Below are 15,031 nucleotides of genomic sequence, written 5' to 3'. Positions count from 1 at the left end.
GTCAAGCTGGCTCGACCGGCTTTTCCGGATCGACGCGAGATAGGGAGCACGACATGACCCATCACGCACGCGCCATGCTGGACACCACCCGAAAGACCTGAGCCCGAGCGACAAGGACACACTGACCGGAAGGCATCACAGCGTGTTTCGAGTGCGCCCAGACCCTGCACTTGCCCTGATTGCCCACCTCCTTGATTTATACCCCCCATGGGTATAAATTGGAGGATAGTCGAAGGGGCGCTCCAGCACTGACGCCACTTCGCCACCTCCGGCCCCACCCCCTTGAAAGGACATTCACATGGCAACCGTCACCAAGAACTACATGGTCAAAGGTATGACCTGCGGACACTGCAAGTCTTCCGTCGAGGAAGAGGTCCGCGAGGTGGCAGGCGTGAACTCCGTGGAGGCGAACCCCGGCACCGGCCGCGTGGAGGTGACCGGAGAGAACTTCACTGACGAGGATGTCGCCGCCGCCATCAAGGAGGCCGGTTACACCCTCAAGCCCTAGTTCCCACCCCCAGGGCCCGGCCGCCGCACTGCGTCACAGCGGGGCCGGGCCCGTTTTCATCCACAGATTCGCGGACATCACCCACCCTTGCTTTATACCCCCCAGGGGTATATGGTTAGGGTTATGGAAGGCGGGGATTGCCGCCCGCACCGGACAATAATTACCGATGCACTCTCCCTGAGGACTGATAAGTGATGACCCAGACTCAACCAGCGGTCGACCTGCTCCAGGTCGACCTCGGCGTGACCGGCATGACGTGTACCTCGTGTTCGTCGCGGGTGGAACGCAAACTCAACAAGCTTGACGGTGTGGAGGCGACCGTCAACTTCGCCACCGAATCGGCTTCCGTGCGCTATGACCCGGCGAAAGTCGACCCTGACAACCTCATCGAGACGGTTAAGGCCACCGGTTACGGTGCCTTCACCATGTCTGGTGCGACGGTCGACGGCGGCGATAGTACGGACGACGCCGCGACAGTGGCTTCGGGTTCCAGCAGTGCCCAGAGTCAGGTCGACACCGCCCGCGAGCATGAGGCCGCTGACCTGAAGAAGCGCCTGATCATCTCCGCGCTGCTCACGGTGCCAATCGTCCTGCTGAGTATGATTCCCGCATTGCAGTTCACCAACTGGCAGTGGGCTGTCCTTACCATGACCACCCCGGTGTTCTTCTGGGGCGGCGCCCCCTTCCACCGGGCCACCCTGGTTAACCTGCGCCACGGCGCAACCACCATGGACACGCTCATCACACTCGGCACAGGAGCGGCTTATCTATGGTCGTTGTGGGCTCTGTTCATCGGTAATGCCGGCCATCCTGGCATGACGATGGAGATTCACCTGTTGCCGACGAACTCCACCATGGACGAGATCTATCTGGAGACCGCGGCAGTGGTGATCTCCTTCCTGCTGCTGGGTCGCTGGTTTGAGACCAAGGCCAAGGGGCAGTCCTCCGCGGCGCTGCGCAAGCTACTCGACATGGGTGCCAAGGACGCCGCGGTCATCCGCGACGGCGCGGAGGTCCGCGTCCCGGTGGGCCAGCTCAAGATTGGTGATGTCTTCGTCGTCCGCCCGGGCGAGAAGATTGCCACCGACGGTCGTGTCACCGAGGGATCCTCGGCGGTGGATGAATCCATGCTCACCGGTGAGTCCGTGCCGGTGGAGGTCACCGAGGGTTCCAAGGTCACCGGCGCCACCCTGAACACTTCAGGGCGGTTGCTGGTGGAGGTCACCCGCACCGGTGCCGACACCACGCTGTCGCAGATGGCCAAGCTAGTCACCGACGCCCAGGCGAAGAAGGCCCCGGTGCAGCGCCTGGTCGACCGGATCTCTGCGGTCTTCGTTCCCGTGGTCATCGTCATCTCGATCCTCACGTTGTTGATCCACGTCTTCCTCCTCGACGCCGGACTGGCGACGGCCTTCACCGCCGCGGTCGCGGTGCTGATCATCGCCTGCCCGTGTGCTCTGGGTCTGGCCACCCCGACCGCGCTGCTGGTGGGTACGGGCCGTGGTGCCGAGCTGGGTCTACTGATCAAGGGCCCCGAGGTGCTGGAGTCGACCAAGAAGGTGGACACCATTGTCATGGACAAGACCGGCACCGTGACCACCGGAGTCATGTCCGTCACGGGCGTCACCGTTGCCGACGGATTTGACCGTAACGATGTTCTGACCAAGGCCGCCGCCGTCGAGTTCGCCTCCGAACACCCCATCGCCCAAGCCATCGCCCGGGAAGGCGGACGCACCCAAACCCTGCCCGAGGTGACCGACTTCGCCAACGCCGCCGGCCGGGGAGTCACCGGCATGGTGGAAGGCCACAGTGTGACCGTCGGACGCCCCGCCGGTGGACTGACCGGCCCCCTGCAGGGTGCCTTCACTCACGCCCAAACCCTGGGTGGTACCCCGGTGGTCGTCCAGATCAACGGCCGCAACGCCGGGGTGATCACCGTGCGTGACACCGCCAAGCCGACCTCCGCCGCCGCGGTGGCCGGCCTGAAGAAGCTGGGCCTGACCCCGATGCTGCTCACCGGTGACAACGCCGGCGCCGCGAAGGCGGTAGCCGCCGAGGTCGGCATCGACCCGGCCCACGTCATCGCCGAGGTCATGCCGGAGGACAAGGTCCGAGTCATCGAGAGGCTGCAGAAGCAGGGCAAGAATGTCGCCATGGTCGGCGACGGCATCAACGACGCCGCCGCACTCGCCCAGGCTGACCTGGGCCTGGCCATGGGGGCAGGCACAGATGTAGCCATCGAGGCCTCTGACATCACCCTGATGAACAGCGACCTGCGCTCCGCGGTCGACGCGATCCGGCTGTCACGCCGCACACTCGGCACCATCAAAGGCAACCTGTTCTGGGCCTTCGCCTACAACGTTGCCCTCATTCCGGTGGCCGCCATCGGCCTGCTCAACCCCATCCTCGCCGGTATCGCGATGGCATTTTCCTCCGTGTTCGTCGTGTCCAACTCCCTGCGACTGCGTGGTTTCACGTCCAGTCACGGTGCGACAGCCCCCGCACCAAACACGACTGAGGCCAGCCCCCGACAGCCGATCAATGCCTAATCCACCTTCCCTCACGCCTGCCATCCTGATCGAACTTCTCACCAACCCCACGACTTACCAGCCGGCCCCTTTTTAGCAAGGAGACCCCCATGAATACCCTCACCCCTGATCAGACCGTCCCTAGTGACGAAACGGCAGGCACCTGCCACACCACCCACGGCTACATCAACGATAAGGACCGCTACCTTGCCCGCCTCAAGCGCATCGAGGGCCAGGTCCGGGGCATACACCGCATGGTCGACGAGGAGCAGTACTGCATCGATATCCTCACCCAGGTCTCCGCGGTCAACTCCGCCCTGCGCAATGTCGCCCTGGGCCTGCTCGATGACCACATGAGGCACTGCGTGCGCGATGCCGCCCAGTCGGGAGGCGAGGCTGCAGACGCGAAATTTCAGGAAGTCACCGATGCCATCGCCCGCTTCGCCCGCTCCTAACCGAACGAACAAACTAGCTCACGAACCCCCGCATATCAGGGTGGCCCGCAGATCCGTGGATTCAGCGGAGAAGGTGGCGCGTCCCCGGTGACCGTCGCAACAGTTTTCGCCGCGAGACGGCAGAACACGCACGGCTGCGTGGGGCGCGAGGCGAACCCGGACCTTGACGGCCTGGGCACGGCGCATTCAGCGAACAGATCTTCGCCCCTGAGAAAGGAGTGGGATCTAGGGACAGTCAAGGCGCGTCACTGCCCGCCAGGGGTTCGACGTGGATGAAGGTCTCTGTCCCGGGGAGAGCCGCGGCGATGGCGTCCTCGAGATCGTGGGCCAGATCATGGGTCATATTCACGCTCCAGTCACCGGGGACCGCCATCACCACGAAAGCATGTCGGTGACGGCCTGACAGTACGGTCCGCGCGGGCGGAAACTCCACGCTGTGATCCTCCCGGAAGTCAGCCAGGGCCGCATTGAGGGTGGTCAGGTCCTCATCAGGGAGGGGCCGGTTGAGCAGGTTGCTCAGTGAGCTGCGCAGCAGACGGTAGCCGGTGAACAAGATGTTGGCGCCGACCAGCAGGGCGATGATCGGGTCAAACCACAGCCAGCCGGTCAGCCAGACTGCGGCGATCCCGACGAGCACCCCGACTGAGGTCCACACATCCGTCATCAGGTGCTGGCCATCGGCCTGGAGGGTGACCGAGCGGTGCCTTTTACCCATCCGGATCAACACCATCCCAACGATGAGGTTGATGACGGGGGCGGCCGTGGTCAGAACCAGACCGATCCCGACCTCTTCCAGGGGTGCGGGGCCAGCAGGCGTTGCCCTGAGGTCCAGATGATCAGCACTGCCGCGAGGAGGATCATGGCACCTTCGGCCAGTGCGGAGGAGTACTCGGCTTTCCCGTGGCCGAAGTTGTGGCTGCCATCCGCGGGACGGGCGGCGACAGACAAGGCGATGACTGCAATGACCGCCGTCACGAGGTTGACCACCGATTCCAGAGCGTCGGATAAGAAGCCCACGGACCCGGTGACGGAGGCCGCAATCATCTTCAATCCGATGGTCACCACCGCCACCACGGAGAGATACATGAACCGGATGAGCAGCAGGTGGTCGTGGTGATGATTACTGCCGGGAGACTTCATGGATGTCAGATCCTTCCAGGGGCTACCGCCTGGTTGTGGTGGACGGGTGCGTGGGCGCAGATTCGTGGCTCGGGCCCCAGGCCACGACGGCCCAGACTGTCCCGAGCAGTCCGAGGCCGGCCAGGATGAGTGCGGTGACGGACAGCCCCATCCAGGCCCCGAGGGCTCCCGCGGCAGGGTAGGTGAGCAGGAAACAGGCGTGGGACAGGGAGAACTGGGCGGCGAAGACCGCCAGACGGTTGTCCTCGGTGCTGGCACGGCGCAGCAGACGGGCCGACGGGGTGAGAACCAGCGAGGTCGCCGCCCCGAGCGCCAACCAAACGAGGAGCAGTCCCGCCCACTGTCCCGGGCCGGTGGGCAAAGCGATCGCGGCGGCGACTGACACGAGACCCACCGGCAGGAGGCCGACCCCGGTGAGCATCACCGGCCGCTCAGCTACCTGGTCTAGGAGCCAAGGGACGACCAGGGCGATGATCATGGATCCGGCCCCGTAGGCGGCCAGCAGCAGCGCGACATCGGACTCCGAACGCTGCAGATACCCCTGGACCAGAACGACGGTATTGACGATCACCATGGCGCTGGCGGCCGCCACGACCAGGTTCATGGCCAACAGACTGCGTAGCTGTGGGGTGCGCCAGAAAATTCGGGCCCCCAGCGTCAACCGGTCCAGGAAGGGGACGGGCTCCGTCGGAGGCACAGCCGGGAAACGGGTGACCAGCACCAGCACAGTGGAGGTGAGAAACCCCAGGGCGGTGCCCAGGAAGAGATTGTTGTAGACCATCACCGTCAGCAGCGCCGCCGCGATCACCGGACTGAGCAGGGACTCAAGGTCATAGGCCAACCGGGACAGCGACAAGGCACGGGTGTAGCGGCGTTCATCAGGCAGCACCTCAGGGATGACTGCCTGGAAGGCCGGAGTGAACGTCGCGGAAGCGGACTGCAGGATGAAGATCAGCACGTAGATCTGCCAGGCCTGATCCACCATCGGCAGGGCCAGGGCCACCACCATGCGCAGCAGGTCCGCACTCACCAGCACCGGCTTGCGGCGCAGGCGGGCGGTCAGCGCGGACATGACCGGGGAGACGGCCACATAGGCGATCATCTTGATGGTCAGCGCGGTACCGAGCACTACTCCGGCGTTGCCGCCGGCGATATCAAAGGCCAGCAGACCCAGAGCCACGGTCAGCAACCCGGTGCCCACCAGGGCGATGACCTGGGCGGAAAACAGCTTCGCATAGGAGGGGTTACGCAGTACCTCGATCATGCCTCGTACTCGTCTCTGAGTTTGGTGACAGATGTCGGAGCACTCTGCCGGTGGTGGCGGGGTTCGGCTTCCACGGCGTGCTCCGCCTGGAAGATGGCATCGGTCACCAGTTGACGGGCATGTTCATTGGCCAGGCGGTAGAACACCCGCTTGCCCTCCTGTCGGGTACCCACCATCCTGGCCAGGCGGAGCTTGGCCAGATGCTGGGAGACTGCCGCCGGGGACTTGGCCACGATTTCAGCGAGTTCACCGACAGATAGTTCCGTTTCCCGCAAGGCGAGGATGATGCGCACCCGGGTCGGGTCGGCCAGCATGGCAAACATTTCCACCGCCAGCTCCACGTAGACGCTGTCGACGGTGACGCTCCATTTATCATCTGCATGCATGTGCATATGATTTCATGAAATGGAAGGGAGGACAAGGGTGTCGCGTTGCGACGTCTTCCTCGCCTCGGTTTCCGCTTTGAGCCACGACCCAGCTACCTGAGAGCGGGGCACACATGGGAAAGCCGCACCGGGAAGACCTGGGAGAAAACCCGGTGGGGCTGGTTGTGGGGGTTGTTTCGTCAGGCGCTCAGCGCCTCCTTCGCCGCGTCAGCGGTGCTGACCTCTGCCTGGCCCTTGCCCTCCTTCAGGGTCGGACGCAGCAGGAGCATCGCGATGGCGATGACCAGCAGGACAGAGGCCTCGTGGACGAGCATGCCAATCGACATGGTCACTCCACCAAGCAGCACGCCGACCAGGAGGATGGCCACCGTGGCCAGGGCGATGGCGATGTTGACACGCATGGTGCGTACCGTGCGCTGAGCCAGACCCAGGGCGTAGGGCAGGCGAGGCAGCTTATCGGCCATCAGGGCGATGTCGGCAGTTTCGATGGCAGCCGGGGAGCCGGCGGCTCCCATGGCCACGCCGATGTCGGCCTGGGCGAGTGCGGGGGTGTCGTTGACGCCGTCACCGACCATGGCCACGGTGTGGCCCTTTTCCTGCAGCTCACGCACGATGGTGAGCTTGTCCTCAGGCATCAGCTCGGCGTGAACCTCGTCGACCCCGAGTTCGGCGGCGACGTTGCGGGCCACCCGCTCGGCGTCACCGGTGGCCATGATGACTCTGGCGCCCTTCTCGTGCAGGGCCTGGACTGCGGCGTACGCGTCATCGCGGATGGTGTCGGCGACGGCGACGATGCCGATGGCGCGTCCGTCGACGCCGACGTACATGGCGGTCTTGCCCTGGTCGTTGAGCTCGAGGATGCGGGTGTTGTCCGGGGTGACATCAAGCAGGTCTGCGGAGCCGACGGCGACAGTCTGACCGTCGACCTGGGCGCGGATGCCCTTGCCGGTGATCGGGGTGGCGTGGTCGACCATCTCCACGGTCAGGCCCTTGTTTTCCGCGCCGTTGATAATTGCCTCGGCCAGCTCACGGGTACCCGACAGGTAGTCGGCGTGGATGTGGGTCTCGGTCACCGCGACGATCGTCATGTCGTTTTTTCGGCCATCGCCCGGTAGACCTCGATGTCTCGGCGGGGATCGACCACCACGGCCGTGTTCTTGGCCTGGCAGCCGATGAAGTAGCTCGCCTGGGCCAGGTCCTCGTCCTAGATGCGTTCGATGAGCATGGTTTCTCCTTCGCAGGAAATCGGGGACAGCCGGGGACGTCTTCCCCGGTCCTACGACACCACCATAATACCCCCAGGGGTATTGAACAAGAGGTACCCTAGGGGGTATATGATCAGGGGAAATGGAGTGAAACGTAGGTCAACTCATCAGGGTAAATGCCCCAGCCCCCCCGGAACGATCGATCATCGACCGTCCCCGTCGATGAGGGACCACTTGCGGTCGGCGACCCAGGCCGAGAGCATCTGCCGGGGAGATCGGCCGCCGCCGCGACAATACCCCTGTCATTGGCTGCGGTCACCGGTGGGAACGCTCCCGACTCGTCCGCGATGCTGTACGCCAAGGGTGGGACGAGCACGCCTACCGGATGGTGAGGCAGATGCTCACCGTCAACGAGGATCAACTCGCACTAGGGCAGAAACCGAAGAGGGCAGCACCCAGGTCCCCGACCACACGGTCAGGGGACCTGGGTACTTATATTGCGGTGTTCTCTTGCCTTGTGAGGGGCAGCTCGATGCCGGTTTGGTGGGTGTCGAGCACATCGGCATCACCCTGCGGTGACCGGCTCACCCCGACTTGCCTCCGGGCTCAGGAGGCGTCGACAAGCAGATAAGCACTTAGGGGTGCTCCGTCACCGGGTCGGCGTAGCGGCGGATGTCTACTTCTCCGACTTCAGTGTTCCCGCCGTCCTGCTTATCCGACCGGTGGGTGACCACGATGACGCTGCGTCGGGTCCGCGGTCCGGGTAGCGGCTTGGCCAGGAGGGTGTCCAGCAGGTCGTCGGCATCTGCCGCGTCAATGTGTTCGGTCGGCTCATCTAACAGCAGCACCGGCGCGGTGGAACATAGCGCCCTGGCCAGCAGCAGACGGCGGCGCTGCCCGCTCGACAGGGAACCCGCGCCGTCGGCAAGCAGCAGGTCCAGCGGGTCGGTGACCGGTCCCACAGTCTCCCGCAGCCAGTCATCTAACCCCACCGCATGCAGGACCTCCCATAGTTCCCCGTCACTGGCGGCCGGGTTGGCCACGAGGAGGTTCTGTCGGATAGTGGTGGAGAAGAGCCATTCGTCCTCCGCGTGCACGCGGACGGTCTTCCGCAACGCGGCCGGGTCGATCTCCGGCACACGTTGCCCTCCCAGCGTGACAGAACCGCTGCGTGGTGGCACCAGGCCACCCAGGGTCTGCAGCAGTGTGGTCTTGCCGCAACCGCTGGGGCCGCGAATGACCATGCGCTCACCGGGTGGCAGATCCACCTGCCAGGTGGTATCGCCGAAGCGGCAACGTAGGTCGGTGGCTTTAAGGTGACAGCCATCGAGCTCCCACGCCGTCGCCTCCCCGCCGTCCGTCGCCGAAGTGGTGTCGGATTCTTTGACCAGGTCGGTGAGTCGGTGGGCGCTGCGGGAGGCCTCGTCGGCGTGGATCGCAGCTTCTGAGAGCTGGGCGTGAGACTCGAAGGCGGCCAGCGGCAGCAGCACCATCATGCCCAGCCAGGTGGGGTCCCCGGTGTAGGTCAGCGCGCCAACGACCACGGTCAGCGCCGCCGCCAGACCGGTGGACCAGGTGATCAAGACCTGTGAGGTGGCCAGCGGTTTCTCGGCGGCGACGGTGGCGTCGCTGCTGCGTCGCGACGCCGTGAGGGCCCACTCCTCGCGTTTCGCCCCCAGGCCGGCGGCGGCGAACTCGACGCGGTGGTCCAGCAGTTCATCCAGGGCCACGTCGAGGTTGTCCTCGGCGAACACTCGGCGTGAACGTCTGGCCGCCCGCACCGCCAGCCACGGGGTGATAAGGCCGGTGACCATGAAGCCGAGAGTCAGGACCAGGCCCGCTGCCGGGTGCAGCCAGGTAGCGCCGGCCACCGCGAACACGGTGAGCACCAATGCCACCCCACCGGGGACGACAGAACGGACGATGACGTCAGTGATGCGTTCGGTGTCGGCGACCAGGCGCACCAGCCCGTCACCGCGGGTGAAGAGGTGTCCTCGGCCGGTGCCGGTGTGGTCAAAAGCCAGCGCGTCGAAGACCCGTGACCGCAATGTGGTCAGGGCCCGCAGCGCGATGCGGTGGCTGAGCAGCCGGTCCACGTAGCGGAATACTGCCCGGGAGATGCCCAGGCCGCGCACCGCGGTGACCGCGACCGAGAGGTCCAGCACCGGTGGCATCTGCCAAGCCTTGGTGATTAACCAACCGGAAACGATCGTCAGGGTCAACGCAGAGATCAGCGTGATGGAACCGGCAGCGATACCCGCGACGACCTCGCGGTAGCGCACGCCGGCCAGGCGCAGCATGGCGCTCAGGGCGCGAAATTCGGACTTCACAGGTACACCACCTCATCCGCGATCGCGGCCAGCCGGACGTCATGACTGGCCACCACCACCGTGTGTCCGGCCGTTGCACGCCGCCGCAGCTCAGCGGAGAGGGCCTCCACCAGCTCCGGACTCAAGTGCGCGCTAGGTTCATCCAGCAGATACAGCGTGGGGCCGGTGCCGCCCGCCAGGGTGCGCGCCAGGGCCAGGCGTTGGCCCTGGCCCGCCGAGATGCCTTCCCCCGCCGGTCCGAGGCGGCGTTCCAGCGACACGTCGAAGCCCAGGTTCCGAGCGGTTTCGGTGGCCGGCCCACGCTCCGCACCCAGCAGCACGAGGTTGTCCTCTACGCTGCCCTGCACCAGTACCGGCCGGGCCGGCAGATAGGCCGTGCGCACCAACGGCGCAGCGACGACCCGTCCGGTGACCAGATCATCCGGCAGCGCGCCCAGGACGGCGAGGAACACAGTGGATTTTCCGGAACCGTTGTCGCCGTACAACACGGTGATCGTCCCAGGTTCGGCGGTGAAGCTCAAGTTCTCCGGCTTCATGCCGTCGCGGCCTCTCACGCTGAGGCCGGTGACCGTCAGTTGGGCGTCTCCAGGTGATTCGCGGTGGGTCAGATAGGTCCGGCCGCGGTGGTCCGCTCCGGCCCCGGATGTGTCGGTTGCTTTGGCATCCTCATCCAGCAGCTCCAAGATCTCCTCGACGGCGGCCAGCCCATCGGCTGCGGCGTGGAAGTTCGTACCCACCTGCCGGATCGGGTTGTACACCTCCGGGACCACGATCAGCGCGATCAGCCCGGCGGTCAACTCCATGTTCCCGTCCACCAGGCGCAGCCCGATGCTCACAGCAACTAGCGCCACCGCGAGGGTGGCCAGGAACTCCAGGGCGAAGGAAGAGAGGAATGCCAGGCGCAGCACCGACATGGTGGCCTTTTCATGGCGACGCCCCGTGGACCGCAGCTGCCTACTCGGATGACGGATGGCTCCCAGCGCCCGCAGCGTTAGCGAGCCGGAGAGTAGATCCGCCAGCTGCCCGCCCAAAGCAGCGGTCACCTCCAGGCGGCGTCGGGTATGCGCGGCGGTCAGCTTGCCGATCAACACCATGAAGGCCGGGATCAGCGGCACCGTCACCAGCGCCAAGATTCCGGAGACCGGGTCCGCCACCAGCACCACCACCAAAGCGGCCGGAGTAGCCAGCACGACGGCGACCAGCGAGGGCAGAAATTCGCTCAAGTAGGGCCGGAAGTCCTCGATACCGTCGGTGAGTACCTCACGCCAGTGGGCCGATTCCTCCTGCACGCGGCGGGGATCGCGGCGTCGCAACGCGGTCAGAGCCTTGGCCCGCAGCGTATCCACGACCCGTCCGACGCTCTCCGAGGAGGCGCGTTGCGCATGACCGGACACGACGCCGTGGACAGCAATGACCACGAAAAGTGCCACCACTGGCCAGGTCAGCACGTCCCAGTCGGCGCCGCGGTCCAAGATGACGCGGGCTGCGATCCAGCCGATGAGCACCCCGCGGGCGAGCACTAACACGGTGGTGAGCGCCTGCAGAACGCCGGTACGCAGGATCAGGCCCCACACCGGCGGAACCAGAGCAAGGAGTCTGGGGTCAATGGGTCCCTGCACGCGGCTCACACCGTGATCCGCTTGGCGAAGGACCAGAAGGTCCAGCCCTGAGCGGCCAGGATGAACGGCACCAGGATCAGCACACCCCAGGACAAAAAGACCAGCGTGTAGTCCGAACTAGAGGCGTTATAGATGTCCAGAGACACCCCGCCCGGCAGGGAGGTAGGCATCACGTTCGGGAACAAGGTGACGAAAATCTGCACCACCAGGGTGGCCACAGCCACGGCAGTGGCCGCGAACGCGAGGCCGTCGTGGCCCCGCATGATGGCCACCGAACCGATGAGCACGCACAGTGCGAGCACACCCACCGCGATCCAGATGACGGGATCACCATGTGCCAGCTGAGTCCATACCGCGAACCCGACGGCCACCACGGCTGTCGGGATAGTCAGCCGTTGGGCTAGGCGATGGGCCCGGCTGCGCAACGGTTCGTGCACCTTGAGCCCCAAAAAGGTCGCGCCGTGCACCATGAACACCAGAACGAAGGTCCCCGCTCCCAGCAGACCGTAGGGATTGAACAGGCCAAACATCGCGGTCAGACTGGAATCGATCTGCCGGTTGGCGTCGATCGCCACGCCCTGGACGATATTGGCGAAGGCTACACCCCAAAAAATCGCTGGCACCCAACTGCCGATAGCCAACCCGATATCGCAGCGGTCCCGCCAGGCCTGGGTGTCGACTTTGACGCGCCACTCCAGGGCGACGCCCCGCAGGATTAGGGAGAGCAAAATGAGCAGCAACGGGAGATAGAAACCGGAAAACATCGTGGCGTACCACTCAGGGAAGGCTGCGAACATGCCACCCACCGCCACGATAAGCCACACCTCGTTGCCGTTCCACACCGGTCCGATGCTAGTGGCCACCGCGTCGCGACGCCGCGCACGCTCCTCACCGTCACCGCCCAGGAAGGGCAGAAGCATACCGACACCGAAGTCGAAACCCTCCAGGACGAAATAACCGACGAACAGGAAAGCGATCACGATGAACCACAAGGTCTGCAGATCCATGATCAATTCCCCTTCTCATCAACGGTGCGCTCATCACGCTGTCGGCGTGGTTTCGTGGTGACAGCTGCGGAACCCCGGTCGGCGGGTTCGGACTCTTCGGCGCTGGGGAAGTCGTCGGAGCTGTCGGCGTTGAAGCTCAGCGGTTCTAGCTCCTCGGCGTCCGGCCCGTAGGTGTCCTCGACGATGTTCTCGGAAGCGCCAGATGCCAGTGCCCCGGCAACCACGAAGCGGCGCATGAGCCAGAACCAGACCACGGCGAGGATGCCGTAGATCAGGGTGAAGGCGATCAGGGAAATCCAGACGGTGGCCACCGAGTGGTTGGACACCCCGAAGTCCACGATCAGGTGGATGTCGTTCTCCCCGTTCGGGCTATTCTCCGGACCGAAGTCAGGATTCGGGTACACCACCCAGGGCTGGCGCCCCATCTCGGTGAAGATCCAGCCGGCGGAGTTAGACAGGAAGGGGAACGGAATCGCGATGAGACCCAGCCAGGCGAACCACCGCCTGTCGGTGGTGCGTTTCTTACGGGTCAACCAGAAACCGACGATAACCACCAGGATGGAGGCGGCCATGAAGCCGATCATCAGACGGAAGGACCAGTAGGTCACGAACAGGTTCGGAGAGTAGTTGCCCGGACCGTAGAGCTGCTCGGCCTGGGCCTGCAGGTCCGTGACACCCTGCAGCGTTACACCGCTGAATTGGCCGCCGGCCAGGAATGACAGAACCCAGGGCACACTGAAAATCTCGGAGACGGAGTTGCAGTCGTTGAACGTGCTGATAGCCAAGATGGAAAACCACGGGTCCTCCTCCGTATAGCAAAGGGCCTCCGCGGAGGCCATCTTCATCGGCTGGACCTCGAACATCACCTTGGCCTGCAGATCACCGGTGATGGAAACGGAGACGATCCCCAATAATGTGACCCACAGTCCCATGCGCAGCAGGGGCCGCCACAACTGCCCGGCATCCTCGGCGTTTTCGCCCGTCTTTGCGGCGTGACGACGATCGCGCACCATCCACCACGCACTAATGCCAGCGACGAAGGTGCCGGCCACAAGCACGGAACCGGCCACCGCGTGCGGGAAGGCCACCAGGGCCACCGGATTGCTCAGCAGTTCCCAGACGTTGATCAGTTCCGCGCGACCGTTCTCGTAGTTCATCGCCGCCCCCACCGGGTGCTGCATAAAGGAGTTCGCCACGATGATGAAGTAGGCCGAGACATTAGTCGCGGCTGCGACGATCCAGATGGACGCCAGGTGTATCCAGCGGGGGACTCTTCCCCAACCAAAGATCCAAATGCCCAAGAAGATGGACTCAAAGAAGAAAGCTGCCAGCCCCTCCAGGGCGAGCGGACCACCGAAAACATCGCCGACAAAGCGAGAGTACTCACTCCAGTTCATGCCGAACTGGAACTCCTGGACAAGGCCGGTGACCACGCCCATGGCGAAGTTGACCAGGAACAGCGTGCCGAAAAACCGGGTGGCGCGGTACCACATATCTTTACCGGTGCGATGCCAGGCCGTCTGCATGATTGCCACCAGCGGAGCGAGTCCGATGGTCAGGGGGACGAAAATGAAGTGATAGACAGTCGTGATGCCAAATTGCCAGCGTGAGACATCGACAAGATCCACAGCGTATGCCTTTCGCAGTTGAAAAACCGGCACAGTAACTCATCGCCACCGCGACAGCTTCTTTTCCGGCAGGCGCGGCGAACTGGCCTCACACACTCCCGGCTCGCGATTCCTGCCGACACCCGATCTAAATTCAGGTATACCCAAGTTGTCGGTCCGGCTGAACGGAAAGTTCCGAGAACGTGACGAAGGTCCCCACCCGAAGCCCATTCGAGTTGATGCAGGTCACCCCAGGTCTGGGCCTGCGTCACACATGGCCCCGGAATCACCGGCGCTGGGAAGTGGCCGCTCGCCAAGGTCAGAGGCTGGTGAAATCGGAGTAGAAGCTGACAAACACCGAGGCTGCGACGGCGACGTAGATCACGGCGATCAGGGTGCCCGCCCATTGGGAGGAAAACCGCACCACAGCCGGGGAGGCGGGGAAGAGCCCATGAGCGAGGTTGCGCACGGTAAGCAGGATGAACAGCGGAACCATCATGGCCCACACCACCATGCAGTACAGGCAGAGAATGTGGATGACGAACAGGGCCTGGTACCACAACCAGACGATGAACAGCAGGCCCACGGTCACCCCTGCCTGCAGAGCCCCCCAGTACCAGTCGGCGAAGCGGGCCCCGGACAGCATGGCCATCGCCGTGGTGATGACCACGGCGAAAGCGACGATGCCGATCAGGGGGTTGGGGAAGCCGAGCAGTTCGGACTGCCAGGTGCCCATCACCTTTCCGCAGGAAACTAACGCGTTGATGTCGCAGGTGGTGACATGTTCGGCGTCCTCGTAGAGGGCCAGGCGTTCGAGCACCAGGATGCCCGAGGCCACCCATCCGATCACACCGGTGATCAGCAGGATGAGGGCGAAAGGACGGTCCCGGGCGACGGTCGGTAGAGAGGTATCAGTGTTCGTCTCGGTCACGAGAACCTCAGTTTCGTCTTCGGCGGTGGGTGGGTGCGTCATGGGTTCGGG

10 protein-coding genes and 3 pseudogenes are annotated in these 15,031 nt (G+C 64.4%); 3 read left to right on the top strand and 10 right to left on the bottom strand.

The annotated features are described in order from the left end of the window. Positions 1 to 298 precede the first annotated feature (298 nt). From NYP18_RS13070 to NYP18_RS13060, 3 genes are all read left to right on the top strand, one after another. Positions 299 to 508 carry a heavy-metal-associated domain-containing protein gene (locus NYP18_RS13070; protein WP_042622816.1) on the top strand — a complete coding sequence of 70 codons (210 nt, stop codon included), beginning with the start codon at positions 299 to 301 and terminating at the stop codon, positions 506 to 508. Positions 509 to 702: 194 nt separating this feature from the next. After that, complete coding sequence (locus NYP18_RS13065; protein ID WP_259428642.1) at positions 703 to 3,057, top strand: heavy metal translocating P-type ATPase; 2,355 nt, start codon at positions 703 to 705, stop codon at positions 3,055 to 3,057. Positions 3,058 to 3,146: 89 nt separating this feature from the next. Then, positions 3,147 to 3,491 carry a metal-sensitive transcriptional regulator gene (locus NYP18_RS13060; protein WP_259428641.1) on the top strand — a complete coding sequence of 115 codons (345 nt, stop codon included), beginning with the start codon at positions 3,147 to 3,149 and terminating at the stop codon, positions 3,489 to 3,491. A gap of 235 nt (positions 3,492 to 3,726) precedes the next feature. Here NYP18_RS13060 and NYP18_RS13055 read toward each other — a convergent pair. From NYP18_RS13055 to NYP18_RS13010, 10 genes and pseudogenes are all read right to left on the bottom strand, one after another. Further along, positions 3,727 to 4,631 (bottom strand): annotated as a pseudogene (locus NYP18_RS13055) (cation diffusion facilitator family transporter). A gap of 22 nt (positions 4,632 to 4,653) precedes the next feature. Beyond that, positions 4,654 to 5,895, bottom strand: a complete 1,242-nt coding sequence (locus NYP18_RS13050; protein WP_259428640.1) for an MFS transporter — start codon at positions 5,893 to 5,895, stop codon at positions 4,654 to 4,656. After that, on the bottom strand, positions 5,892 to 6,287 hold the full coding sequence (locus tag NYP18_RS13045) for an ArsR/SmtB family transcription factor (protein WP_259428639.1): 396 nt from the start codon (positions 6,285 to 6,287) through the stop codon (positions 5,892 to 5,894). The genes NYP18_RS13050 and NYP18_RS13045 overlap by 4 nt, the downstream gene beginning before the upstream one ends. 173 nt (positions 6,288 to 6,460) lie before the next feature. Beyond that, positions 6,461 to 7,306 (bottom strand): annotated as a pseudogene (locus NYP18_RS13040) (heavy metal translocating P-type ATPase); the annotation flags it as partial. Continuing rightward, positions 7,295 to 7,476 (bottom strand): annotated as a pseudogene (locus NYP18_RS13035) (MBL fold metallo-hydrolase); the annotation flags it as partial. The pseudogenes NYP18_RS13040 and NYP18_RS13035, both read right to left, overlap by 12 nt. A 645-nt stretch (positions 7,477 to 8,121) precedes the next feature. Further along, entirely contained in the window at positions 8,122 to 9,786 is a 1,665-nt protein-coding gene (gene cydC, locus NYP18_RS13030) for a thiol reductant ABC exporter subunit CydC (RefSeq protein WP_040355500.1), read from the bottom strand. A gap of 26 nt (positions 9,787 to 9,812) precedes the next feature. After that, a complete protein-coding gene (locus NYP18_RS13025; RefSeq protein WP_040355498.1) occupies positions 9,813 to 11,435 on the bottom strand; it encodes an ABC transporter ATP-binding protein/permease in 1,623 nt (540 codons plus the stop codon). A gap of 5 nt (positions 11,436 to 11,440) precedes the next feature. After that, on the bottom strand, positions 11,441 to 12,442 hold the full coding sequence (gene cydB, locus NYP18_RS13020; RefSeq protein WP_003847484.1) for a cytochrome d ubiquinol oxidase subunit II: 1,002 nt from the start codon (positions 12,440 to 12,442) through the stop codon (positions 11,441 to 11,443). A gap of 2 nt (positions 12,443 to 12,444) precedes the next feature. Continuing rightward, positions 12,445 to 14,070 (bottom strand): cytochrome ubiquinol oxidase subunit I, encoded by a 1,626-nt coding sequence (locus NYP18_RS13015; protein WP_040355493.1) that lies wholly within the window; start codon positions 14,068 to 14,070, stop codon positions 12,445 to 12,447. A 298-nt stretch (positions 14,071 to 14,368) separates the two neighbouring features. Continuing rightward, complete coding sequence (locus tag NYP18_RS13010) at positions 14,369 to 15,022, bottom strand: vitamin K epoxide reductase family protein (RefSeq protein ID WP_259428638.1); 654 nt, start codon at positions 15,020 to 15,022, stop codon at positions 14,369 to 14,371. Between the last annotated feature and the right edge of the window lie 9 nt (positions 15,023 to 15,031).

Source organism: Corynebacterium lemuris (assembly GCF_024919295.1).
Lineage (GTDB): Bacteria > Actinomycetota > Actinomycetes > Mycobacteriales > Mycobacteriaceae > Corynebacterium > Corynebacterium lemuris.
The sequence above is the reverse complement of the archived record's forward strand: the minus strand, read 5'-3'. Positions and strand labels throughout refer to the sequence as shown.